We start from the raw sequence: 24,453 nt of genomic DNA, 5'->3' as shown, positions 1-24,453 counted from the left end.
TTCTCTTTCTTCCGTCCCAACAGAGTGATAGGGGGCAGATTCTGTACCTGCCCACTATCCTTTCTGCACAAGGAACCGGTTATTCCTTCACAGAACACTAGCGACAGTCATAAAGACTGGAGGGTTTTGAAAGTGTCGTTGCTCTACAAACCAGACTGGGACCAGGTAAAGCAGCGCTACATGACGTGGTGGGCGCGAGAGGAGATGGATGGACCTCTGCTGATTGTGCATGCTCCTCTGGAGAAACCGGTTGTACACGTTCCTGCGCCCAAGCCTGATCCCACACCGGAAGAACGCTGGCTCGACGTCGAGTACCGCATCATCGCAACCGACTGGCAGCTGGCTCATACCTATCATGCCGGGGATGCTTTCCCATGGTTTGACACGAACCTGGGACCGGGCAGTCTGGCTATCCACCTGGGCAGTCCTCCTACTTTTGACCACAACACCGTGTGGTACGGCAGGGTGTTTGATGACATCACCACCGCGCAGATACCGCCTTACAACCCCGAGGAGAAATACTGGAAAATCAACACCGAGATGGCACGGCAGGGGATGGAGCATTTCAAGGGCAAGGCGCTGGTCAGTTTCCCCGATCTTATCGAGAACCTGGATACGCTGGCGTCTCTGCGCGGCACACTGGAGCTGCTCACCGACCTGGTTGACCATCCGGAGCATGTACACCGCCTCCAAAAAGATATTCTGGAGCGGTATTTCGATTACTACGATGCTTTCGAGCAGATTATTCGGGATGAAGATGGCGGCACCGTCTTCTCAGCGTTCAATATATGGGGTATCGGGAGAACCTGCAAACTGCAGTGCGATATGTCCTGTATGATTAGCCCTCCGCTGTTCAACGAGTTCGTGCTGCCGTACCTGGAGCGGCAATGTGAACGGCTGGATAACACCATTTACCACCTGGATGGTGTGGACGCTATCAAGCATCTGGACGCGCTGTGCAGTATCCAGAAACTCAACGCGATTCAGTGGACGCCGGGTGCAGGTCAACCCCATGCCGGGGACCCCTGCTGGTATCCGCTGTATCAGAAGGCATTGAGAGCAGGCAAAGGCGTGCTTGCGCTGGGGGTACCTCCTGATAGCGTGCAGCCGCTGATAGAAGCCATCGGCACGCGCGGCGTCATGGTCAGTACGTGGGCGAACACACGTGAAGAGGCGGATGAGCTGGTACGCCAATCCAAGAAGTGGAGGAAGCAAAATTGATACGCGAGCTGGAGTGGAAACCGGACTTCGGTCGAACAGTGGAGCGTTTTGAGGCGTGGTGGCACGGCGAAATCGTGGACCGCCCACCGGTTACCTTTCATATTGCCCCGTCACGTCCGTATCGTGGTCCTGTCAAAGAGCATGCCTCTCTCCGCGAGCGGTGGATGGACGTGGAATATGTGGTGGATTCTGCCATTGCGTGGATGCAGTGCCACGACTACGTGGGCGACAACTTCCCGATGTTCTGGCCCAACCTGGGACCCGAAATCACCGCCACGCTGTTCGGCTGTGAACTGGAGTTCTCCGAAAGCACTAGCTGGTCTAAACCAGTGGTACACGAGCCTGAGGACTGGTATCGCATTCTGGAGATGGAGCCAGACTTCGACAACCCCTACTGGCAGGTCATCGAGCGCATGACCGACTATGCCATTGAGCGGTGCGAAGGGCGGTACGTCGTGGGTATGACAGACCTTCACGGCAACTACGACATCCTCGCTGCCCTGCGCGACCCTCAGTCCTTATGTATAGATTTAGTGGATTATCCTGAACTTATCATGCAGGCGGGCAGGCATGTGGCAAATGCGTTCGTGCAGAGCTTCGAGCGCAGCTATGCGAAGATATCGGCTGCGGGCTTCGGCTGTACCACCTGGTGTAATACCTATCATGAGGGTAAGTACTACGTGCCCAGCTGTGACTTCTGGCTCATGATCTCGCCTGGGATGGCGCGGGAGATGATCCTGCCTGACATACTGTTTGAGATGGAGCCTCTGGAGCGAAGCATTTTCCATCTGGACGGTGTGGGCGCGTTGAAGCATTTGGACCTGATACTGGATATCCCCAATCTGCACGCCGTGCAGTGGGTTTACGGTGCTGGGCACGGCCCGGCGTCGCGCTGGATAGAGGTGTACCGCCGCTGCCTGCAGGTGGGCAAAAGCGTACAGGTCATTGCTGAAACCGCAGAAGATGCGCTCACGGTGCTGGAGGCTGTGGGCGCGAAAGGCGTCTGGCTCACCGTTGCCGAAGGATTCCGCAGTGTGAGCGAGGCAGAGGCGTTTCTGAAAGAGGTGGAGCGGCTGCAAATCTGAGGTAGTGATGTTGTTTGGAAGCCTCCCCTCAAGAAGAGGGGAGGCGGCGAGGGTTACTTCCTTTGCTGAGTCACGCCGGGCCAGTCATCCGTGCGGAAAGGAGAGGCGGGAAGTCCTGCGCGGTTATACAGGTTGCACACCGGGTTATCCGCCCATGCATACCGCACTGCTACCGGTTCCGGCACCTGGAGACTGGACACCACCACCGTGTTGCCCTCGATACGCGCCTCCGCCCACACAAACTTGCGGTCCGCGCCAGCGATGGCGAAGCCCTTAAGCGGCTCTCCGTTGGGAGTGGTCAAACCGCCGTCCACATGCTTGAAGTACAGGCGAATAGCGTTGCCCTCGCGTTTCATCCGTTCATAAATGGGACCGGAGTATACCACCTTCTTGCCGTAGGCGATTGCCAGTGCGTTCAGCGCGAGGCGTTTACCCACATCCTGCTTGTTGCGCGGGTGGATATCGTTCGCATCGCCGATGTCGATAGCCACTGCTATACCCGTGTTGGGCAAGGAGAGCGTCATCAGCTGTGCCTCGCGCAGCTCCGCCCATGCGCTTTCGCCCGGCTCAGGCCTGGCTGGCATGAAATTTGCCAGCTGCACAAACAGGAAGGGGAAATCGCCCTGTGCCCACGCTTCACGCCAGTCCTGAATCATGGCAGGGAACAGAGTGCGGTATTCGTACGCCCTGCCCGCGTTCGATTCACCCTGATACCAGATGGCGCCCTGGATGGCGTAGGGCACGATAGGTGCGATCATCGCGTTGAACAGCCCGGAGGGCTTCCATGGGTTGGTACGGGGGTCTTGCGGTGGGTCGGGCTTCTTCGGTTCGGGTTTACCTTCGGCGCGCGCCTGCGCTGCCGCCCTCTCCCACTGTGCCAGTTGCTTCTGGTAGTTTTCCAGAGCCTGCGGATAGCTCGCCTCGGCGCGCCGCCAGTTTTCCAGCAGGTAGCGCAAAGAGGGATGCGCCATCAGTGTGGGCTTGCTCGTCCATGATTCTGCAGGGGTTCCGCCCCACGCGGTTTCGATGACCCCCACCGGCACTTTCAGCGCACGTTGCAGCTCCCGTGCGAAGAAGTAACCCACCGCCGAGAAGTTCCGCACGGTTTCGGGGGTGCACGGCTGCCATGCGCCGCTGCTCAGGTCTTTGAGTGGACGGTCGGAAACCGCTTTGGGTACGATGAAGAGCCGAATTTGAGGGTTGTTTGCCTGGGCGATTTCCTGCTCCGCGTTGTTGGACAGCGCGACGGGCCACTCCATGTTGGACTGCCCTGAAGCCACCCAGACTTCGCCAACCAGCACGTCGTTGAGCACCACTGTGTTGTTACCGCGGACGGTCATCTGGAAGGGACCTCCCGCGGGCATTGGCTTGAGCGTCACGCGCCATTCGCCGGTGTCACCGGCAACGGTGCTTATCTTCTGTCCGCCGAACTCCACTGTGACCTTCTCGCCGGGTTCTGCGGTGCCCCATACGGGAACAGGTTTGCCCCTTTGTAACACCGCATGGTCGCTGAATATGCGTGCCAGACGCACGTCGGCGAACGCAGAGGCTGCAAGCAGCAGCCAGCCAGCTGCGATACACATCCAGACATTTCTGAAGCGCATGTTGACCTCCTTTAACGAATGGTAATCTCTACTTCGGTTTCGCCCTGCACCTGCAGGATCAGGTTGCCACCATCTTGCAGGAATTGATGTGGACTGGCGATAGCCACCAGTTGTCCATTTATCTTTATCTGCGGCTGTCTGGTCAGCCCGTTCACCAGCACATAATAGGGTCTATCTGTCCAGCTTTTTACCCTGAACTTACAACCGTCTTTGCGGTCGGAGATTACCCCAATGGCGCCCGGCGCGTGGATGATGGCCCCGCTGTTGCGTAACACCCGATAATCGTATACGGCGGGCAGGTTATACAGGCGGACGGCGTTTGCCTGCACGGTGCCCGGGTTGATCGGAGGACCGTCACTGCGCTGTTCGCGCAGGCGGTAGAAATCCGGCAAGCAGCCCTGCCGTTCGGGGTCGTCCTGCTTCCATGTGTGCTGGATACCGGCGGCGGTGATGCCATCGGCGATGTGTTTCCAGTGCGCTTTTGGCTCGATGCGTGCCAGCCAGTACAGGGCATCTGCATACACCAGCCCGCACCACTGCACCGGCTGTCCAAACCACACTGGCGCCTGCCAGTTGGTTGCTCCTAACACGGCGATGGTGCTGTAAGGTCCAACCGGCTGTCCCGTCGGGTTGATAAGGTAAGGGAAGGGTACACCCGTCCATGCCCAGTAGCGTGCCCGGCGTAAGAACTCCGGGTTAGCCGTCAGCTCGTAGCCGATGACGTACGCCTTCACCATGTGTGCGGATGCGAGAATATCCGGCGTATGGAGAGGCATCTCCCACGTCTGTGCGCCACGCGGCACGGTGTTGTCAAATCGCTTGAACTGTTCCAGCCGGCGAAGTCCTTCGGCTATTAGCTCCTGATCGCCGCTGTACAGTGCCATTTCCAGCAAGCGCACCAGCACCGCCGCCGTTAGCCCATTGGCGGTGCGTTCCCAGTGAGTGCGGGCATAGTCTGGACCGCCAGGGCGGGGTTCATAAAGCACCGTGCCATCTGGCTGGAACGAACGGAGCGAATCACGCCCGCTGCGGCGAGCGGCTTCGATGCTTTCGGGCACTGCGCCGTACAGCAGAGGAACCACTGGATAAGCCACGTGTGACACCCGGCTGAACAGATACTGCTCTCTGGGCACGATGGCAATGGCTTCTTGTGCCGCCTGTCGCAGGCGGCGCACGATGTCGGTCTGCCCGATATGTGCGGCAATCCACTCCATCCACACCGCAGCATCCGCTGCAGGATGGGGATTAAAACCAGGCCAGATGGCGTGGCGATAGAGGTTGCCCTCCCGTATCTTCGAGTCCAGCCATCCCGCTGCTGCCAGTCTGAGATATTCCTGAGCATTCAGTCCGGTATTGGGCACTGGCGGCAACCCGCGCAGGCGAACGTACTGCTGTACTGCCGGAATAACCGTATCGCCGTCACCGCCAATGATGGCGGCATCCAGCACCAGCGGTGTGTTTGCGGTTAAGGTTTCGGGGAAGTAGGGCAGGAGGTTACCTTCCTCGCGGTTGTCGCCGTTGGAGCCGGGGTAAAGCACACCCATCACGTGCCCGCCCGACTGAAAAATGCGGTCAGGGGAGTCGAACAGCGCACTGAAGTGGCTGGAAGGCTGCCAGATGATGCCCACATATCGCCCCTGTGCCTGTACCACCATCAGCGGGGCGGTAATCTTCACGCTGTCCGGGACCTGCCGTTTGGATGCAGGACCGATGATGTCCGCTTCCGAACTGCTCGGCTCGTTCTCCAGATACTCGAGTCCGGCGAACAGCGCCTGTCCCTTTTCGCTTCCGAAGGAACCAGCACCGGGGAAAAGCACCAGCATGGGCAGGAAGTACACCTGTCGGTCTCGGTCCACGGTGACTACAGTGCGCACGTCAATCACGTCCTTGTGCGTGGATGGGACGAAGACCTGTTCGATTCTCCAGGTCGCGCCGTCGGGATCGCGGAAGGTGCGGGTCATTCTCAGCCTGTTGCCCTCTTTAGCCAGCGAAGCGGTTGCCACCTCATGCAGTGATAACCAGCGCACGCTGTCTCCAGCCTCGTAACACAGTTGTGCCCTGTTCCATCCCGTCGCCATCGGCTGTCCCTTCACGGAGACCAGCAGCGTCCCCACGCGGTCAGGATGGAAAGATACTTGCAATGCGCCGGAGGTTACTTTAGGGGCATCCGCCGGTATCGCTTCTAAAGCAGGCGGTTGCCACTGCGGCGATGATGGTGTGATGCGCGGCGCGAAGCGAATGTAGGCTATGGTGCATTTGCCAGATGTGCCAGGAGGGTCTATCCGTATCCACGCGCGGGGACCCAGCGCGGGCAGGGGCATTCGCAGCGTCACCCAGTCGGTCGTGTGGACAAAGCGGCGTGCAGAACGTTCTTCAGCAGTACCCTGTCCCGCCCTCGCATAAAAGATTTGCAGCATACCGGTTTGGTCGCTCTTCAGGCGAATCTCCAGCCAGAGCGGGACATTATCGGGGAATTGGCGGACGGGGCCGTGCGTGTAGGGGTCGTATCCGCCGATTTCGATGACCATGCCCTCGGGCGAATGGCTGATGCCTGAGATGTGGTGTGTCGGTTGCCATTCGGCGACGGTTTTGGGGTCGGTGAAGTCGAAAGCGGGTAGTTCCCGCGAGACCTGCGCAGAGCACGCCACGCACAACAGCGCGCTGGCAATCAGGAAAGTCGTGTGAACAGCGAACGCCATCGGTTACGTCTCCTCATGTTAAGGCAGTTTTATCGGAAACTCTACTTCGTGGCATCGCGTGGTTTCCCTGCCAAAAGCCCGAACACGAGGGTACCGGTAACGGCGGCACTTCCCAGCAACGACAGATACAGCCCTGCGCGGAACGTATCGGGTTGATAGCGCCACAACACACGGGAGCCGGGAGCGGACACGCTGACCACACGAAACACGCCGTCCGAGATACGGTAATGATGAGATTTACCGTTTACCCGGACCTTCCACCCGGGATAGGCTGTGTCGGCAAGCACCAGGTCACCAGCAGGTACGCTGGATACCTCCACCTGCTGAGGTGACACGTCGCGCACAGGCAAGTGTTCACCGGTTCCCGCCATCCACGCGCGCAGCGGCTCAACGGGCAGGGGAAACACCCGCCAGGTGTCGGCGGTTTCGCCTGTTGCCACCGCTCCGATACCTGCCCGTTGCAGTTTGTGCAGCAGCCGACCATCCTCTGGCGACCGTTTCCATTCTTGTGCCAGGCGTATGTAATACCTCACCGCTCGCTGGACTGCTACCGGCTCGTAACCCGATGCCTCGAACACTCCCCACATCATGCCCATATTGGAGCCGAGCATCTCCTGCCAGTGGCGCAGGTATTCGGGTGTGTTCGGGCCGTAGTCCACATAGCTGACGTACTTACGCCACATAGGCACCTGTTCGGGCACGAGGAGCCTGCCCCCGGTACGTGAGACCGTCTGTACCGTGGGCGGTGGTTGGGTAAACGCGGTGAGGTGTGCGGTAGGATTGGCAGGCATTGCCACAGGCAGAAGTTCAAAAAGAATCAGTGGCATTGCCGCCCACCAGCGGCGCGCCGGTGTGAGCCTCAGGATGAGCACGGCGAACAGCGCTACCACAATCGCTCGCAGAAGACCGGTAATGGCAGTCGCATGAGCCGAAGAGACGAGGGCGGGGGAGACGGTCTCCGGTCGGCTGGCGCGGATGACATCGCAGCGTGCTGCCCACTCGATCATGTTTGCTCCCTGCCAGGCCCAGAGCGACGCCAGAATTATCAGAGCCAGCGGTAACAGCAACCACTTGCGCGAAAAACGCAGATGCTCCCAACCCAGGGCGGCGGCGACGCACAACGCAAAGTCGGTAACGATAAGCCAGCGGGCAGGGTCGTGAAAAGCTTTCAGTCCGGGCAGCAGGTAATAGGCGACGATGTAAAGCCCTGCGGACGTGCCTGTGGCGAGCCACATGCTCAACCCGGCGACAACCATCCAGAAACGTGCCTCCGCACGCGCTTTCCACGCAGCAAATGCCGCCATCAGAGGCAAAATGCCCACTGTGCAGGCGACTTCCCAGTAGTTGCCTCTCCCCAGCCAGTTGCCCTGCCAGGGTGTGCCGTACAGGTCGGGTACGAGGAGTAGAGGTATCTGTTCAGGGCGAAGGGGAAAGCGATCTGCCCCCCATACCGAGAGGTTCACGCGAGGAGTTTCGTACAGCAGCTGTAGCAGCGGCAGCCAGTGTGCGGCAGACAGCAGCAACCCGCCGGTACCGCCGAGGAACAGGGACGGCAGTGGGCGCCAGCCGTCTTTTGCCATCTGCCAGCCTGCCCACGCCGCAGTGAGCAGTAGTGCCATGTACGCGACCTGTGCATGACCCGCCAGAAGAAGCAGGGCAACCGCAAGAGCCAGTATCGCTACGTTCACCGCGCTATTCGCCTGCCGCACGCGCTCCACCGACCACATCAGCCATCCCATCCATGCTATAGTCTGGAACATGCCGGGGAACTGCGCTCGTGGCACGAAAGCTCCGCTCAGCATCCATGCGGTGCTGCCCAGCAGTGCGGAGCGGAAAGGAACGCCCAGCGTGCGCAGGAATAACCACATGCCAACCCCACCGAGCCATAGATGCAGCACGGCGTTCCACGAAAGGTAGCGGGCAGGATGTAACAGCGTGAGCAGTAGCGTGGAGGGGTAGAAGAGCCACTCTTGCGGGTTACCCGCAAACGGTTGTCCGAACAGTATGTGCGGGTTCCACAGGGGCAATATGCCTTGCGTCAGCCAGCGTGCCACGAAGGTGGTCATGGGCAGGAAGTAGAGCATGATGTCGCCCCAGTAGAGCACCTGCTGCGCAAAGACAACCTTCCAAAAAACACACGCCGCTACGAGGGCGAACCAACCCAGCGCAGCGGCGTGTTGCCTGCGGTGTGACACCGCTGTAACTCCGCTTAATCGGGACTGGCTATGGCCACGAGCAAGCTGACGACAAAGAAGCCCACGGCGATATAGCGGGTAATCATCGCCAGCTGCTCATCACGTCCCAGCTTGCCGCGAAATTGCGAACTGACCTGCCCGCCGACCGTGCCTGAGAGCCCCTCATGTCGCGTGGTCTGCATGGCAACGATGAAGATGAGCGCAATGGCGAACAGCACCTGCACGATGACCAGAAAGGTATACATCTACACTCTCCTTCGCGTATTCCGATGCGCTGCAGACGGGCGGGGCGTAGTCAGTACACGACGGTGGCTCGAACGTGCCTTGTCAGAGGAAGCCTCGGAACCTGTTTCGGTATCGGATTCGCTGTACACATTGCTGTACGGCTCATCCGGACTGGGGGCGACGTTCACGTCATCTGCTACGATGTCGCTTTGTGAGACGGTTTGTTCCGAGTAGCTGTTCGGCTCGCTGTAGCTGGTATAGGTGCTGTAGTCCCCATAGCTTCGGCGCGTGGTCGTGTTGTAATCGTTTTCCAGAGAAAGGGTGTTCATGATGTCGTTAGAGGCGCGCCGAAACTCGCGGATGGCGTTGCCCAGCGATCGACCTATCTCAGGCAGCTTCTTCGGACCGAAGATAATCAGCCCGATGATGAGTATCATCATCACTTCGCTAAAGCCGAGGCTCCCGAACATCGTGTCCCTCCCGCTGCTGTCGCAGCACATCGTTGCTGGTAATATTTTACCACAGTTTGCCTGTAGCCATCTCAGACTGCCACTTCCACCTCTGGCGGAGTCACGAAGTCATTCCACCGCTGGGCGACCTTACCTTCAGCCGCATTGCCCCTGTGGATACACACGCGGAAGCGCCAGCGCAGGCTTTCACCGTGTGGCAGAGTGTAATCACCGTGCTCCTGTCCCTGTGTAAATGCTGCCAGACCGAACGGGTTCACCGTCATCAATCCATAGTCGCGCACGTGCCACCACGCCGGGTGGCGAAAGCTGGAAGGGTGCTGCATGATAGCGATGCCCACAGGAATCCCCTCTACCTGTCCGCTGTAGTCGCACCAGTGCGCTCGCTTACCCCATGTTTGCGGCTCGTTGATTCCGCCTTCGGAGTTCTCTATCCGTCCTCCGCGAGGCACATCCATGGAGGACGCCACCCGCACCGACAGGATGCCCCCTTCTTTGGTGTCACCGAAACGTACATCGCCCTCTGTGGCAGTCAGGATCACTTCCACATCCATCAGGTGTTCTTCTTCAGGCAAGGGGAAGACACGTACCTTCAGGTGTTGCTCCAGCAACTTCTTTCCCTGCGAGTCTGTCCAGTCACTCAGCGTCTCGAAGCCACCGCACACATAACCACTGTACGTGGTCAGGGTCTGGCGGTGCAGGGTGTAGCCGTGTCCGGGCTCTTCGCTCCAGTTATCTACTCCGTTCACGTCGCCAAAGGCAATCCACATGGAGCGATGGTGCACGTGGTCATTGGTTTCGCCGGGTACGTCGTGGCGCATCGGCCAGTGACGTGTCACACTCACTCCTCCCGGACCGCGCAGGGGATAGAAGCAGGGGCGCGCAGGGTTGCCAGCCTTGATGTAAGCGGTGAACAGTTTACCATCAGTATATATGACGATACGGTCTTCGCTTTCTTCCACGCTAACTCGATGCGGATGTTCCCCTTCGCTCTGCTCCAGCGTTGCAATGACGGTTTCACCGGCAGTTAGTTCGGGGAACAAGCACCACAGTTCGTTGCCTGCGGTCTGTACCGGCAGACGCAAGCCTCCTGTAGAAAGCCAGTACACTGCGCCGGGTTCGCCTGATACAGGCAGGGAAAGTGGACAGTTGTTACGCGAAGTCGAGCCGGGCTGAATCATAAGCCTGATCGCTTGCATGAGCCTCACCTCTGCGTACTGACGTGTGCATTGATGATTCGTTATGGGGCTATGGTCATCCTCTTATCAGCACGTCCGGCAGTTCAGTGAGCGAGGATATCCGTGCAACAGGGGATGCAGCGGAGAGGTTGTTCTCGCATGGGTCTGGTTCCACGCGCCACTCGCGGGTGTAAACACTGCGCATTCCAGCGCGAGACGCTCCCACTACATCCGCACACCAGTCATCTCCGACGTAAACAGCTTCGTCGGGAGATACCCCTAACTGGTACAGGGTAATATGAAATAAATCAGGATTCGGTTTCACTATCCCCACGTCTGCAGATACCACGATGCACGAGAGATACCGGGAAAGACCGTGCCGGTTCAGTACCCTGTGTACACACGGGGTGTATGGGTAGTTGGAAAGCACCGCCAGCAGGTACCGTTGTGAGAGCTGACGCAACAGAGGATCAGATACGGTGCAGGCACCACAGCCTTCTCGCACGCGAGCGCGTAGTGCATCATCATGTCGTACACCCGTTTGGGATTTGGAGGCGTCGCGGTCAATCGTCGCCAGAGGGTTGCCATGCGCTCGTAGAAGTCGTTCTCCCGTAATTCGGGCAGGTTGCGCGCATACTGTTCATCGCGGATATGCACATAGTGCTGTACGAAGGCATCAAAGGGCACATGGGGAGCGGCCGGGTGCACATACTCGTAAACGCCCTGCAGGATGCGCAGGAACTCGGCTTCGCGCAGCGGCACCAGCGTGTTGACAAAATCAAACACTATCGCCCGCACGGGACTTCGTATCGGGGGCAAGAGTGTACTCCTATTCCTCCGGAATTAGCTCTCGCAGCTGAGTTTCTGTACGGTGTAAACCGGCAATGTCTTCTATCTGTCTGTAAAGGTGTCGGGCGTAGCTGAAGGCGTTAATCGCACGCACTATCTGTTCCTGTCGCTTTGCCAGTATACCAATATTCTCCACGCACCGCGCTGCTTTCGCCCAGAGGTGATGTGCTTCGAACGTCTGGTAGGAGCGAACAAGGTGACGTTGTGCCTGACGCCATTCGTCGGTGTGCAGCAGGGCAATACCCAGCTCCATCTCCGCCTCAGCCTGTGCCAACTCCGCATCCCACTCCTGTGCGAGCAGATTCAGCGCCCACCGACAGTAGGGGATTGCTGAGGTGTGTTCACCTCGCAGGTTATAGCACCGTGCCAGCTCAATATAGCACTGGGCACGGTCGGAGGCAGAAGCAGGTTCTTTTTCCAGCCGCTTTAGCGCAGAGCGCAGGAAGAGGATCGCCGAGCCGTAATCTGCACGTGCGATACGGTCGCGTGCCAGTCGCAGCCGCGCCCGTGCCTTGCGATGGGTTTGGTGTTGTGGAGCCTTCATCTTTCAGCAGATGCGATTTTGCTATCCGTTTACATTATACCGCGAAAATGCATGGGCAGAGGAGATTTTTCCGATGTATGCGAAATACGGGGTGAACTGGTGAGGAGAGGTACGGCAGGAAATGCGATTTTTGCTGGTGTGGGCAGTTGTGGTGAGTATCGCGGTGGCCAGCGGGTTGTACGCACGCTCTCAGCAGGGTGCTGGGCAGAGCGGGTTCGAAGCGCGCTTCGTGGTAACGGCAGAGGGAACTGAATCGCAGGGCGTCAGGGTATTGAACGGAGCAGACGGTTTCGTGACATACACCAGCAAGGGAGGCTTGCGCTGCCTGACGACTATAGAGGGTACACAGCCAGCCTCGGTGTTTTTGTATTTCGATCTGGGCGAGATGGAATGGTCTGCACCCGTTTATGTGGTGGTAGAGTATTACGACGATGCACTCGCCGGGATGCTGACACTGGAATATGACAGCGACACAGGAGACAGCCTGCAGGCAAAGTATCGCCGTGCCGAAGAGCAGGTAGGAGGGCGTCTGCTGGGCACGGGCGAATGGAAGAAAGCCATCTTCATGCTGAAGAATCCGCTGTTTGCTGGGCGGCAGAACCTCGGAGCGGATTTTCGTTTGTCCGCTTATTACGGGAAGGTGTACGTTCGTGTTGTGCGTGTAAAAAAACAGCGTCCTTTGGAGTGGGGGCAAATCATGCGAGAGGAAGAGGAAGACATTCGCCACCTGAAGGTCACCCCGCTGGTTAAAATCGGGCGAGGGGGACAGCTCATCGTGGGGGGATTTGACCCGTCGCGTAAAGAGGATGTGGAGCCGATGACCCGTGCGTTGGAGGCGGCGATGCCTGCGCTGAAGCAGCTGGGGGTCACCAGCCACGAAGGCTATGTGCGCTGGAATCTGTGCGAACCGGAGCCGGGCAAGTACGACTGGAGTGTATACGACCGCTATGTAGAGATATACAGGCGATACGGCATGAAATGGGTGCCATTTCTGATTGTTGGCTCTGCCTACAGTCTGCCCAGATGGTATTACAAGAACCGACAAGCCGGTTATCAGGGTTATGTCTGTCTGGAACATGGGGAAGAGTCGGATGTACAGTCACTGTGGAACCCTGCGCTGAGAGAACATGTGGCGAGGTTCATCCGTGCGTTCTGCGAGCATTATCGGGGAACCGGTGTGATTGAGTCCATCCTGCTTGGTATCACGGGCAACTACGGTGAAGCCATCTACATCGCCACAGGTAACGACTGGACAGCGGATATTTATGGTCATTACCATACCCATGCAGGGTATTGGGCAGGTGACCCGTATGCCGTGAAGAGTTTTCAGCAGTGGCTGGCAAAGAAGTACACCAGTATAGAGGCTCTTTCCCGCGCGTGGGGCAGGACGTATGCCCAGTTCGAGGACATCCGTCCTTTTCTCAAGAAAGACGCACCCAACGAACGTGCCTGGCTGGATTTCACAGACTGGTATATCGGCTCGATGAACGAATGGGCACGTTTCTGGATGAAGGAAACTCGTAAACACTTTCCCAAAGGTGACATCTACCTCTGCACAGGGGGACATGCTCCGCCAGAACACGGCGCGAACTTTGGCGAGCAGTGCAAGATTGCCGCTGAGGTCGGTGGTGGGGTACGTATCACCAATGAGGCAAGCAATTACGCACTGAACTTTTCGTTGACACGCTGGGTGGCTTCAGCCGGCAGACAGTACGGTGCTTACTTCAGCTTTGAGCCAGCCGGTTATGTGGACCCTAACGGTGTCATCGTCCGCATCTACAACGCTACAGCCTCCGGGGCAAGGGGCCTGCACTACTATTATCCCAACCTGTTTGATACCGAGACCGCTCGCCAGAACTTCATCCGATGGGGGAGCGAGTTCAAACAGCGCAAACCGATTGTGGAGATTGCCGTCTACTATCCGCAGACGCACATCAAGCTGAACGGCAACGATTTTCTGGGTTACGTGCAACCTCTGCGTGACTGCTTCGATTTCGATTACATGAGCGACGAGCAGATACTGGACGGCGGGCTGAAACGGGTTAAGGCGTTGATACTGCTGCACGGAAATGTCTCCGAGGGCAGTGTGTGGCGTGCGGTCATTGGGTGGGTACGGGCAGGTGGCTTGCTGATAGCCCCTGCGAGTATCGGCAGGTTGCGTGACGTGGAGGGCAATGACACCTATCATGATGACCTGTTCGGCGAAGGAGCAAACACCGGCAAGGGAAGGGTGCTGTTGTACAACGGCCCAGGAGGCAGTGCGAAGTATCGTGCTTTTATCAGCAGCAGCTTAGCGAAAGCTCCCGAATTGTCCACCGCCAGCCGGCAGATGGTACAGGCGGATGGCGAAGAGGATGGCGTATTCGTCACGCTCTGCGCCCCGAACGAGCTGCTCTGGCTGAACACGACAGATGCAGAAGCAAGCAGGCAGGGCAAAAAGCTGCCACCGCATTCCATCGTGTCCTGGCAGGTTACAGGGCGGTAGATTGCTATTGCAACCGAATGCTTGCTCTTACTGTGCCCGCTCGCTCGTGACGCGCCGTGACCTTCACCTCGCCGCCGTTGGGGGCACGTACCACCCATTCCACCTTCAAACGGTCGTCGGTGGGGTCGGCAACCCAGCCGGTAGGAGCTGAAGACTTGTAAGCGCGCCCTTCCAGCTGTCCCAACTCCTCGCGCGGCTTGCCTGTCTCCAGCGTGGCTCCTTCAGGCAGCTCTATCTCGCACACGACGCCACGGGTTACTTTATTCTCCAGAGCCGCTTTGGTCACGTAGGTTGGTAGCCAGCCGGCGTTGTGTACTACCAGACGGATGCGGTACGCGCCGTCGCCCAGCGGGGTTGCGCTGGCTTCCAGAATCTCCAGCCTGGGCGAAATCAGCCCCTGCCATATCACCCAATCCGCCAGAGAGGCAATCTCCTTCTCCAGAAACTCAGGCGGAGGGTTACGGAAGGCATATTGCGCGTTCCAGCCGCCGATTTCCACCTCGCCCAGCTGGGGATGCTGAACCTTATACCAGTCCACGTAGCCTTTGCCTTCCAGCACCTCATCGCTCCACCTGAGCATCTTCAGGTCATCTTCAAAGGGGTGTTCGCGGTACCAATCGATATATTTGTAGTCGGTGATGCCTGCTTGCCTCTGCGGGCTCCAGATTTCCACCGTCCACGCAAACACGCCCAGATGTTCGTACATCCAGTCGTCAAACACGCCCGTGATGACCTCGTTGGGGTGGTAGCGAAAATCGTGATAAACGGAGATGTGCGGGTAGCCGGTCAGTTCCGTACCCTTCTGCCCGATTTTCTGGTATGTCCAGAGGTCTTCGGCGGGGAACTTTTCGTCGGGCTTATCACTGAAGGGTCGCAACAGCAAACCGCCATAGGTATGGAAGGTAACTGCGCCGGTGATGTTTGGATGAGAGACGATGAACTGCGCTATTGCCCGCACCTCTGGCTCGGAGGTAGGAAACGGTCCCGCGCCGCGCTGTTCCTTTTCCTGCCGCCAGTTAGCCGGGAAGTTGCGGTTGAGGTCGAGCCCCTCCTTCTTGGGCTGCAGGGGTATCAAAACGCCGTCGTAGTTATCTATCATGTCTTCGGGAAGCAACCGATAATACTGTCCGCCTGTCTCGGTGGGGTCACGGCGCACCATCAGGCGAGGCTCGTCTGGCGAAATCTTCCATGCGCCGTTCGGGTCAGGGATACGCATGGTAAGCATCCGCCCGTCGCCGTCGATATCTTCCTGACGTAAGCCCTCGATGGGGTCTTCATCATAGGGATACGGGCGGGTGCTGGAGCGGATGAGTTTGGGTTTGTCTGCCAGCGCCCATTCCGCACCGTCCGGGTTCACGCGCGGGCACAGATAAAAGGCGCGTGTATCCAGTGCGCGCGTGATGTCAGCGTCCTGTCCATACTGCACGCAGAGCTTGTTCAACAGGTAAAGCACCGCACTGGAAGCGGAAACCTCTGTCGCATGGATGTTACCATCTGCCCAGAACGCTGGCTTCTCGGTATCAGCACCCGTATCGAACCGGGTAACGGTCACGACCCAGATTTCACGTCCTTCGTAGCTTTTGCCTGCGCTCTCCACGCGCACGAGGTGAGGATACTCTTCCGCGTAAGCCTGTAGAATGCGCGTCAGGTCTTCGTAACGGTAGAAGCGGTCAAAAGAGACGTCCGGCATCTGTTCTCCTCCAGCAGTTAACGGGTCGGTTGCGTTACAGAAGCATTCTGTATTCGCCTCTCCAGTTCCTGCGCGATGAGCATCTGCACCCGCCTGTAGGGAAAACGGTCCCCCGGGCAGTAGGTTTGGCTGACATCGCGGTGGCGACGTACGTTCTGCAAGGGGATGTTGTATTTCTGCATCAGTTTGGCACAGAGCTTCACCAGCGACTCTATCTGCGCCGGGGTTGGCTGTTTCGCGCTTCGTCTGCCATTCCACCTGCCGTGGCTATCAAAGTCACCGATGAGGCAAATACCGAGGTACCTGCTGTTGTAGTAACCGTTTCCAGAGTGAGCTCCCTGGCAGTTTTCCGGGCGACCGGGCTGAATGCGCCCGTCCGGCAGTATCACGTAGTGATAACCAATATGATAGGTTTTTTCGCCACAAACTATACTAAAACCGCGCTGTCGATGCATTTCGTCTATTTTCTTCGCATCCACCATGCGGCCTTTCAGGCGGAAGGGTGTTGCGGAGTGGTGGATGAGAATGCCTTCGGGTACGGGCGGGCGAGGGGGAGTGATACGTGTCAAAGGCGCAGGCAGAGGATAGCCTGTGCGATAAAGATACCAGACTACAGCACATCCGATGAGGATACACAAGATGATAACGGAAAATGTCCGGACAAAACGCATCTGTTGCCGTCTCCTGTGAAACTACGGGTTTTGATTGTATCCTGTAGAAGCAGGGCGAGTCAAGGTTCCGAGGGGTGGTCGAGAAAGCCACGTGAACGCCTCTTGGAGGGCGAAGATCCTGCCGAGCCCGTCCTACCTCATTTACGGCTCATCCAAGCTTCTTCCTTAGCCGCGCCACGTGGCTTTCTGGATAACCGAAAAGCGGTCGGTAACCCCAAAGTCTCTGTAAAGGCTTTCGGTTAGAGAACCTTTGGGATAGTTTGTTTTTCCTAGATACCGATGAGCTCTGTTACGACCAGTAGAAACTCTACGGTAAATTCACCTACTCCGTCCAGCTCGCGGAAGGGTTCAACGTGGTGCGGTTGGAAGAACTGCAGGGTGGGAGGAAACCTGTCTGTGGGCTGAATGTGTTGGAACATCTGGAGAATGTGTTCTCGCAGTTTCATGGTTAATGTTGGGTTATAGGCGTGTTTCACATACATTTCCACGATGAGATGCACATGGCGTGGTGTGCGCTCTCTTTTACCAGATTCTTTGAACCTCACGATAAAGTCGAATGGTGACTGTGTTTTCTTGCCCGGATACACCCGGATTTCGACGTTGTTGGACGTGGTGTAGACGACGTCATCCTTCTGGCAGCGTACAGCACGCAGAATGCGGTAGAAGCATAGCAGGTTGTAGTACACCGCTACCAACAAGCACCAGAATTGTCTCATGCGGTTACCTCATAGACCAGCAGATAACGGTGTATGATGTGTAACCCCTCCGTGGTAGACCAGACCGGCAAGTTGCTGGGCACTACAACGATGATTTCCTTGAGCCATAATCGAGAGACAGGCTGAAGCGCGTCCACAACTACCTTGGCAAGGGGCACTACCTGTCCACCGAAACGAACGTCTCTCGTTTCCACGATAACGAACTCTCCTTGCTGTAGCCTAGACAACGCCTGCTGCGCGGATGCCTGTATGCTTGCGTGGCAGTCTTGCGTATCTTGTCGCGTGTTCTGTTCAGTTAGATGTATTAATACGAGATTGTGTCCTTCTCCAGCATACCTCTGATGGAGATTGGCATCCACCTGTTGCTTAAGTTTCTCCTGCGGGAATATCCATACGGTAGTCGTTTGCAAAGTGGACGTCTCTACCTTCGTGGCGTGTAGCGTTTCAAAACCGGGGGAAGGTAGACGAGATTCCTCATACGGTACGTCAGTCGCCGGTTTCTCGAAAACGGGCAGGTATTCGTGCGCGAGGAACAGGAAATTGTGCTTTACGCTCCTGTCCGCCCAGAAGCCTGTGGTCCTGCAGTTATGCTGACGCTTGATGACCAGCTCCTTCAGGCGAAAACCTGCCTCGAGAAAAACTTCTATCGTCTTGAAGCCTATCGGTACCACGTGTTTGCGTTGTCTGGTGTCGCCGATGAGCACAGCGCATTTGCTGCCCGGTTTTAGCACCCTGTAGCATTCGGAAGCAACCTGACGCATCTCGTGCAGGAAATCCCCAACACCAAGCTGGGAGAGGTCGCCTTCAATGCTCGAAGTATACGGGATAATTCCGGCATAAGGCGGGTGAGCGCAAATCAGGTCTACGCTGTTGTCGGCAATGCCCTCCAGACAACGGGCATCTCCGACCGAAACCTCAGGCTCGTAGATGGGAGATTCCGCAAAAAGACTACGTGGCAAGCTGAAGCGCAGGTTTTCCAAAGTCATTTCCACACATACTGGGTTAATGTCACGGGCGATACACCGCCGTCCCAGCAGTTTCGCTTCCACTGCGGTGGTGCCGCCACCCACGAACGGATCGAGCACGAGGTCGCCGGGATTGGTGTAGCGCAGTATCAAATTGCGGGGAATGTAGGGCGACCAATTGCCACGATACCGTCCATCGTGCGTCGCCCAGTTGCCACGCTGTTTGAAACTCCAGACGGTGGTATTCTCCAGGCGGAATTCTGCCGGCTCCCAGGTCTTGATGCGTTTGGGATGCGAGAGCGTGGAGACGTTTACCCCAACCGCTTCGGTGATGATGCGTTCCAGTTGTTTGAAGGTAATCCCGAACTGTTCCCCGATCTGTGCGTCGCTCATCCCGGCACGTTTGGCATCCAGTACCGCTTGAACGAACGCCTGCTCTCCGTGTTGCTGACGGATGTGTCCGCCAACAGGCTTGTCCAGTTCCAGCCCACAGAGGGGACACACATATTTGCCTTGTAGAAGCAAATTCGTCATCTTCTGCTTACCTTCGGGTGGTGTTCCACTGAATGGTAACATCGGTTCATGCGCGGTGTCAAGTGAAGGAATGCAGATATGGTATAATACCATCGCAGCGCCGTTCGTACAGGCGTTGACTTCACTCGGAGGAGTGTTTTTCGAAAATGGCTCAGGCGACGATGACCGACCTGGAGACGTTGCGCCACAGTACGGCGCATCTGATGGCTCAGGCTGTTTGTGAACTCTTCCCCGGCACCAAGCTGGCAATCGGCCCGCCCATCGAGGATGGCTTCTATTACGATGTGGACCCACCGCAGCCGATCACGGGAGAAGACCTGCCGCGTATTGAGGAGCGAATGCGCGAAATTGCGGCGCGCGACCTGCCTATTGAGCGTATCGAACTGCCCCGTCTCGACGCGCTCAGACTGGTGCGGGAACTCGGGCAGGACTATAAGGTGCAGATTATCGAGGAGATCCCCGAAGAGGAGACCATCAGTTTCTACCGGCAGGGCGATTTCATTGACCTGTGCCGCGGCCCCCACGTGGAGCGTACCAGCCAGATTAAACACTTCAAACTGCTCTCCATCGCAGGGGCGTACTGGCGCGGCGACGCACGAAACAAGATGCTGACCCGCCTTTACGGAACCGCATGGTTTACGGAGGAGGAGCTGCACGACTACCTGCAGCGCATGGAGGAGGCAAAGCGGCGTGACCATCGCAAGCTGGGCAGGGAGTTGGGTATCTTCCTTATCAGCCCGGAGGTGGGCAGCGGATTACCACTGTGGCTTCCCAAAGGGGCTATCCTGCGCGACACGCTGGAGACCTTCCTCAAGAAGGAACAGTTGAAACGCGGCTACCTGCCGGTGGTGACACCGCATATCGGCAAGCTGGACCTGTACAAGACCAGCGGGCACTGGTACAAGTATCAGGAAAGCATGTTCCACCCGATTCAGGTGGAAGATGAGGAATACATGCTGAAGCCAATGAACTGCCCGCACCACATCCAGATTTACAAGTCGGAGACGCGCAGTTACCGCGACCTGCCGTTGCGCCTGGCGGAGTTCGGCACGGTGTATCGCTATGAGCAGAGCGGCGAGCTGGGTGGGTTGACGCGCGTGCGCGGCTTCACGGTGGACGATTCGCACATCTTCGTCACGCCAGACCAGCTGGAAGACGAGTTCAAAAACGTGGTGGAGCTGGTGCTTTATGTGTTCGAGCGGCTGGGGCTGGAGGAATACCACGCCCGTGTGGGCTTACGCGACCCCAAGAGCGACAAATACGTGGGCAGCGACGAGGCGTGGGAGCAGGCGCAGCAAGCCATCCTGCTGGCAGTGGAACACATGGGCATCCAGTACACTGTTGCCGAAGGCGAGGCGGCGTTCTACGGACCCAAGCTGGACTTCCTTGCCAAAGACTGTCTGGGCAGGATGTGGCAGTTGGGCACGGTGCAGGTGGACTACACGTTACCCGAACGCTTCGACCTGGAGTATATCGGTCCCGACGGTCAGCCGCACCGTCCGGTGATGATACACCGCGCGCCCTTCGGCTCGCTGGAACGGCTCATCGGCATCCTGATCGAGCATTACGCAGGAGCCTTCCCGCTGTGGCTGGCGCCGGTGCAGGTGATTGTGCTGCCCATTGCCGACCGGCATGTGCCTTACGCGCAGCAGATCCGCCAGCGTCTGGAAGAGGAGGGCTTCCGCGTGGAGGTAGATGCCCGCAACGAGAAAACAGGCTTCAAGGTGCGCGAGGCGGAGCTGCAGAAAATCCCGTATATGCTGGTCGTGGGTGACCGCGACATGACCAACCAGACCGTTTCCGTGCGCAAACGCAGCGCAGGCGACCAGGGCGCGGTGTCTCTGGAGGCGTTCATCGCCCGTTTGCGTGAGGAGATGGGCGGAAAGGGATACTGAGAAGCGAGCAAACGCCGGCAGGACGACAGCAGCCACCCTACCAAGTCGCCTGCCGGTGTCCTTTTAGGAGTTACGCAGCTGCGACGAAGATCGGGTAGGTCATTCTTTTTCAGTGAATGCAGAGACTTTGTCATACTGAGCGTCCTCGAAGATCTTGGAGCCCCAAAAGAGATTCTTCGCTTCGCTCAGAATGACAGATGATGTCACTGTATGTCGCAAACTCATGAACAGTCTTTCAACTGCGTAACCCGTATCTTTTTGAATGTGTCTCTAGTGCACGCACAGCCAGAAGAGGAGATGACACCTTTGTCCGAAACACTGTGCCGGGTAGAAGTGTTCGGCGGCTTGCGCCTGATTGTGGGGGAGCAGGTTATCACCCGCTTTCGTACCGAGAAGACCGCGCTTTTGCTGGCTTATTTAGCCACCCACCTGCACCAATCCCATCCCCGTGAGATATTGCTGGACCTGCTATGGCCTGAAAGCACTGCTGAGAGTGGTCGTACCAGCTTGCGGGTTTCGCTCAGTGCGTTGCGAAGGATGCTTGAAGAACACGGGGTGGTGCCAGAGAGCGTCTTCTACACCGACAACTTCGGCATCGGTCTGCGGGCGTCGGCTGTGGTCACGGACCTGCAGATGATGGAGAGTAGCCTGCGCTTAGCCCGCCAGAGCACCAGCGTTGCGGATCGAAGGCAGCATCTTGCGAGAGCTGTAAGCCTTTACACCGACCTGCCGCTGAAGGGTTATTATGAGGACTGGGTGTTGCAACTGCAGGAGCAGGTTTCAGAACGCTATTTCCTCGCGCTGGATGAGCTGCTGAAGATACTGGAGGCTGAGGGACAGCTGGATGTGGCGATAGAATACGCTCTGCACGGTATCGCGCAGGACCCCCTGCGGGAAGAACCGCACCTGGCGCTTGTTCGCATCCATCTGGCAAGGGGCTATCCGGCTGAGGCGCGGAAAGCGTACGCAGAATGGGAGCGGTTGCTGCAGGAGGACCTGGATTCTACCCCATCCCGCGAGACCCTGATGCTGGCGCGAGCGATAGACTCGGCAGCGCAGCAGGCACATCAGACCACAGAGGCAATGTGCCGGAGCGCGTTACCTCCCGCACCAGGAAGGCTCGTGGGAAGAGACCGCGAGGTGGAACGCTTACTGCAGCTGCTCAAAACCGAAACCGAGCGGCTCGTGACACTGGTCGGCGAGGGGGGCATAGGCAAAACCCGTCTGGCGATTGAAGTGGGGCGACGGTTCATCGCGCAAACGCGGCACCCCGTGTGGTTCGTGGATGTCACGGACGTGAGAGACGGCGCGTTATTGCTGGGACGTATCCTGCAGGCGTTAGGCGTTACCTCACATGTCGCTACCGTAGAGGAAGAAGTCGCGAGGGTCTTGGGTAGTGCCCCGTCGTTGCTGGTGCTGGATAACTTCGAGCAGATGGACGCGAGCGGTAAGCAGACGGTAAAGAGCCTGATGGAACAACTGCCAATGCTGCGCGTGCTAATCACCTCCCGATTGCATTTGGGATTGTCCGAGGAGAGGACCGTGCGAGTGCAGCCGCTGGAGACCCCCTTCGCGGGGGGGTGGAAAGCGAACGGTGCGCCTCATACTGAACAGGCTTCTCTGGAATCGTTGCTTCAATGCCCAAGCGTGCAGCTTTTCCTGGCGCAGGCGCAACAGGTGCGCCCGGGGTTCGAGTGGAACGCGCAGAACGCCGCGTCCATTGCGGGTATATGCGAGCGTCTGGAGGGAGTACCTCTGGCGCTCATCCTCGCGGCTTCACGGGTCAGGGTGCTGTCGCCGCAACAGATACTGCACTCTCTACAGAAGCATCCCGACCTGTTGAGTGCGCAGCAGTCCTGTTTGCCGGAGCGGCATCGGTCTTTAAGGGTGTCCCTGGAGTGGAGTTATGCCCTGCTTTCCCCGGAGATGCGCCGGCCGTTCCGAATGCTGTCGGTTTTCGAGGGAGGATGGGACCTTGCGGCAGCCCGAAGCGTCCTGACGGGATTTATCTCTACTGAGATCGGACGCGCCGATGCAGTGCTACTGGACACACTGGACGCCTTGATCGAGAACTCGCTGGTGCAGATGGAGGAGACCGACGGCGAAGCGCGCTACCGGATGCTGGAGACGGTGCGCGTGTTCGCAGAGGAGTATCTGGAAGCGAGCGAGGACGCGGCAGATGCCAGAGCCAGACACTTTCTCTTCTACAGCCACCTTGCCGAAGAGGCGGATAGACAGCGCACGGGACCGCTGGTGGCGCAGTGGGCGTCCTGTCTGGGGCGTGAGCACCGCAACTTATTGAGTGCGCTGGAATACAGCGTGCAACGGGACAGCGCGAAGACCGATGCTGGTGCGTTGCGTATGGCGGCGTTTCTGTGGGTGTACTGGATGATGCGCGGCGCGCTGGTGGAAGGCAGGCAGGTACTGCATCGTTTGCTGGACGCTTACTGCGCGTCGGGAGAGGAAGAGGTTTCACGATGGTGGGCGTGGGTGGCGATGGGTGTTGGTGCGCTGGCATGGATGCAACGCGACCTCGATGAGGCGGAGCGTTGCCTGACGGAGAGCCTGCAGCGATTTGAGAAAAGGGGTGATAAAGCCGGTCAAGCCTTCGCGCGGCTGTGGCTGGGCAACGTGCTTTACCGCCGACAAGGTTATTCACAGGCGCGCGCCGCCTATCAAGAAAGCCTTGCGCTGGCGGAGGAGATACAGGATGTGGAGGCAATGACCTACGCGCAGATGTGGCTGGGCAACCTGGCGCAGAGGGAGGGGGAGACGGACAAAGCGAAGTCTTTCTACCTTTCCTCTCTGGCACTGGCTGAGAAAGGAGCAGACTGGTACGCACGGGGCTTTTTGCATTACAATCTGGCGCAGCTTGCCCACTGTCGGGGAGAACATCAGGTGGGTATGGAGCATCTTCGACAGTGCCTGCAACTGCGTCTACAGATACGGGACTACCCGGGCGTCGTGGAGGCACTGGATGAATTGAGTCTGTGGCTGGCGAACACAGGGCAACATGCGCAGTTAGGCGCACAGTTGAAGGGCACCAGCGACGCTCTGCGCGAGCAGCTGCACTTGCCCGTCCGCACAGAACACCAGCAAAGGGTGGACGCCGTGTTGCGAGCGCACCTGAACGAGTACGAGATACACAGTTGCATTCAACAGGGACGGCAAACCGCACTGGATGAGCTCGTGCCGCTGCTGGAGAGCGTGTTGGAGGGTGAAGCTCCTTCCTCGCTCTGAGCCGGGTGCAGCATCGTCGCACCAAATCTCTTTGGGTGTTAGCGGAGAGTCTTGGGGTTTCTTCGCTTCGCTCAGAAGGACACCTGTCTGTCATGCTTAGCGGCAGCGAAGCATTTCACCCGTATTTTTTCAGAAAAAATATCCTCGCACCGATTTGTAACGTTTTTGTAACGGTGCTAGAGTAGACTGG

General features: G+C 58.0%; 18 protein-coding genes. 5 read left to right on the top strand and 13 right to left on the bottom strand.

Going from position 1 to position 24,453, the window contains the following annotated elements; genetic code table 11:
• Positions 1–132: 132 nt before the first annotated feature.
• Together K6U75_10435 and K6U75_10430 are read left to right on the top strand one after the other, a co-directional pair.
• Positions 133–1,221 (top strand): uroporphyrinogen decarboxylase family protein, encoded by a 1,089-nt coding sequence (locus tag K6U75_10435; protein ID MCL6475455.1) that lies wholly within the window; start codon positions 133–135, stop codon positions 1,219–1,221.
• Positions 1,218–2,306, top strand: a complete 1,089-nt coding sequence (locus K6U75_10430) for a uroporphyrinogen decarboxylase family protein (protein ID MCL6475454.1) — start codon at positions 1,218–1,220, stop codon at positions 2,304–2,306. Before K6U75_10435 ends, K6U75_10430 begins: the two co-directional genes overlap by 4 nt.
• Positions 2,307–2,359: 53 nt before the next feature.
• Here K6U75_10430 and K6U75_10425 read toward each other — a convergent pair whose 3' ends face one another.
• From K6U75_10425 to K6U75_10385, 9 genes are all read right to left on the bottom strand, one after another.
• Complete coding sequence (locus K6U75_10425) at positions 2,360–3,889, bottom strand: sialate O-acetylesterase (protein MCL6475453.1); 1,530 nt, start codon at positions 3,887–3,889, stop codon at positions 2,360–2,362.
• Between the two features lie 32 nt (positions 3,890–3,921).
• The gene (locus K6U75_10420) at positions 3,922–6,609 is read right to left on the bottom strand and encodes a hypothetical protein (protein ID MCL6475452.1); all 2,688 of its coding nucleotides are present in this window, start codon (positions 6,607–6,609) and stop codon (positions 3,922–3,924) included.
• Between the two features lie 41 nt (positions 6,610–6,650).
• Entirely contained in the window at positions 6,651–8,804 is a 2,154-nt protein-coding gene (locus K6U75_10415) for a hypothetical protein (GenBank protein MCL6475451.1), read from the bottom strand.
• A gap of 14 nt (positions 8,805–8,818) precedes the next feature.
• Entirely contained in the window at positions 8,819–9,049 is a 231-nt protein-coding gene (gene secG / locus K6U75_10410; GenBank protein MCL6475450.1) for a preprotein translocase subunit SecG, read from the bottom strand.
• Positions 9,050–9,499 (bottom strand): twin-arginine translocase TatA/TatE family subunit, encoded by a 450-nt coding sequence (tatA, locus tag K6U75_10405; GenBank protein ID MCL6475449.1) that lies wholly within the window; start codon positions 9,497–9,499, stop codon positions 9,050–9,052. It lies immediately after the preceding gene.
• A 71-nt stretch (positions 9,500–9,570) separates the two neighbouring features.
• A complete protein-coding gene (locus tag K6U75_10400; GenBank protein MCL6475448.1) occupies positions 9,571–10,695 on the bottom strand; it encodes a PmoA family protein in 1,125 nt (374 codons plus the stop codon).
• A 55-nt stretch (positions 10,696–10,750) separates the two neighbouring features.
• Entirely contained in the window at positions 10,751–11,104 is a 354-nt protein-coding gene (locus K6U75_10395; GenBank protein ID MCL6475447.1) for an HAD family hydrolase, read from the bottom strand.
• Positions 11,059–11,493, bottom strand: a complete 435-nt coding sequence (locus tag K6U75_10390) for a hypothetical protein (GenBank protein ID MCL6475446.1) — start codon at positions 11,491–11,493, stop codon at positions 11,059–11,061. Before K6U75_10390 ends, K6U75_10395 begins: the two co-directional genes overlap by 46 nt.
• Before the next feature lie 10 nt (positions 11,494–11,503).
• Positions 11,504–12,067 (bottom strand): hypothetical protein, encoded by a 564-nt coding sequence (locus tag K6U75_10385; GenBank protein ID MCL6475445.1) that lies wholly within the window; start codon positions 12,065–12,067, stop codon positions 11,504–11,506.
• A gap of 121 nt (positions 12,068–12,188) precedes the next feature.
• Here K6U75_10385 and K6U75_10380 point away from each other — a divergent pair, with 121 nt between their 5' ends.
• The gene (locus K6U75_10380) at positions 12,189–14,552 is read left to right on the top strand and encodes a beta-galactosidase (GenBank protein ID MCL6475444.1); all 2,364 of its coding nucleotides are present in this window, start codon (positions 12,189–12,191) and stop codon (positions 14,550–14,552) included.
• Positions 14,553–14,556: 4 nt separating this feature from the next.
• Here the strand turns inward: K6U75_10380 and K6U75_10375 are convergent, their stop codons facing one another.
• The 4 genes from K6U75_10375 to K6U75_10360 form a co-directional block, all read right to left on the bottom strand.
• A complete protein-coding gene (locus tag K6U75_10375) occupies positions 14,557–16,242 on the bottom strand; it encodes a carboxypeptidase (protein MCL6475443.1) in 1,686 nt (561 codons plus the stop codon).
• A 17-nt stretch (positions 16,243–16,259) separates the two neighbouring features.
• Positions 16,260–16,913: a peptidoglycan recognition protein family protein gene (locus K6U75_10370; GenBank protein ID MCL6475442.1), complete on the bottom strand. Its 654-nt coding sequence runs from the start codon at positions 16,911–16,913 to the stop codon at positions 16,260–16,262.
• Between the two features lie 269 nt (positions 16,914–17,182).
• Positions 17,183–17,629: a hypothetical protein gene (locus tag K6U75_10365; GenBank protein ID MCL6475441.1), complete on the bottom strand. Its 447-nt coding sequence runs from the start codon at positions 17,627–17,629 to the stop codon at positions 17,183–17,185.
• A complete protein-coding gene (locus tag K6U75_10360; GenBank protein ID MCL6475440.1) occupies positions 17,626–18,987 on the bottom strand; it encodes a methyltransferase domain-containing protein in 1,362 nt (453 codons plus the stop codon). Before K6U75_10360 ends, K6U75_10365 begins: the two co-directional genes overlap by 4 nt.
• Before the next feature lie 287 nt (positions 18,988–19,274).
• On the opposite strand from K6U75_10360, the gene thrS reads away from it, so the two are divergent.
• Complete coding sequence (gene thrS, locus K6U75_10355; protein MCL6475439.1) at positions 19,275–21,023, top strand: threonine--tRNA ligase; 1,749 nt, start codon at positions 19,275–19,277, stop codon at positions 21,021–21,023.
• A 306-nt stretch (positions 21,024–21,329) separates the two neighbouring features.
• Positions 21,330–24,263: a tetratricopeptide repeat protein gene (locus K6U75_10350; GenBank protein ID MCL6475438.1), complete on the top strand. Its 2,934-nt coding sequence runs from the start codon at positions 21,330–21,332 to the stop codon at positions 24,261–24,263.
• The last annotated feature ends 190 nt before the right edge of the window (positions 24,264–24,453 follow it).

It is taken from the genome of Bacillota bacterium (assembly GCA_023511455.1).
Lineage (GTDB): Bacteria > Armatimonadota > HRBIN16 > HRBIN16 > HRBIN16 > HRBIN16.
Note: the sequence above shows the minus strand (reverse complement) of the source record. Positions and strands in the feature narration are given on the sequence as shown.

Excerpts from the sequence above, each read along its gene's own strand:
- thrS (MCL6475439.1), top strand. The coding sequence starts at position 19,275 with ATGGCTCAGGCGACGATGACCGACCTGGAGACGTTGCGCCACAGTACG.
- K6U75_10385 (MCL6475445.1), bottom strand. The coding sequence starts at position 12,067 with ATGAAGGCTCCACAACACCAAACCCATCGCAAGGCACGGGCGCGGCTG.
- K6U75_10375 (MCL6475443.1), bottom strand. The coding sequence starts at position 16,242 with ATGCCGGACGTCTCTTTTGACCGCTTCTACCGTTACGAAGACCTGACG.
- K6U75_10360 (MCL6475440.1), bottom strand. The coding sequence starts at position 18,987 with ATGAGCGACGCACAGATCGGGGAACAGTTCGGGATTACCTTCAAACAA.
- tatA (MCL6475449.1), bottom strand. The coding sequence starts at position 9,499 with ATGTTCGGGAGCCTCGGCTTTAGCGAAGTGATGATGATACTCATCATC.
- K6U75_10420 (MCL6475452.1), bottom strand. The coding sequence starts at position 6,609 with ATGGCGTTCGCTGTTCACACGACTTTCCTGATTGCCAGCGCGCTGTTG.
- K6U75_10380 (MCL6475444.1), top strand. The coding sequence starts at position 12,189 with ATGCGATTTTTGCTGGTGTGGGCAGTTGTGGTGAGTATCGCGGTGGCC.
- K6U75_10400 (MCL6475448.1), bottom strand. The coding sequence starts at position 10,695 with ATGCAAGCGATCAGGCTTATGATTCAGCCCGGCTCGACTTCGCGTAAC.
- K6U75_10370 (MCL6475442.1), bottom strand. The coding sequence starts at position 16,913 with ATGCGTTTTGTCCGGACATTTTCCGTTATCATCTTGTGTATCCTCATC.
- K6U75_10425 (MCL6475453.1), bottom strand. The coding sequence starts at position 3,889 with ATGTGTATCGCAGCTGGCTGGCTGCTGCTTGCAGCCTCTGCGTTCGCC.
- secG (MCL6475450.1), bottom strand. The coding sequence starts at position 9,049 with ATGTATACCTTTCTGGTCATCGTGCAGGTGCTGTTCGCCATTGCGCTC.
- K6U75_10365 (MCL6475441.1), bottom strand. The coding sequence starts at position 17,629 with ATGAGACAATTCTGGTGCTTGTTGGTAGCGGTGTACTACAACCTGCTA.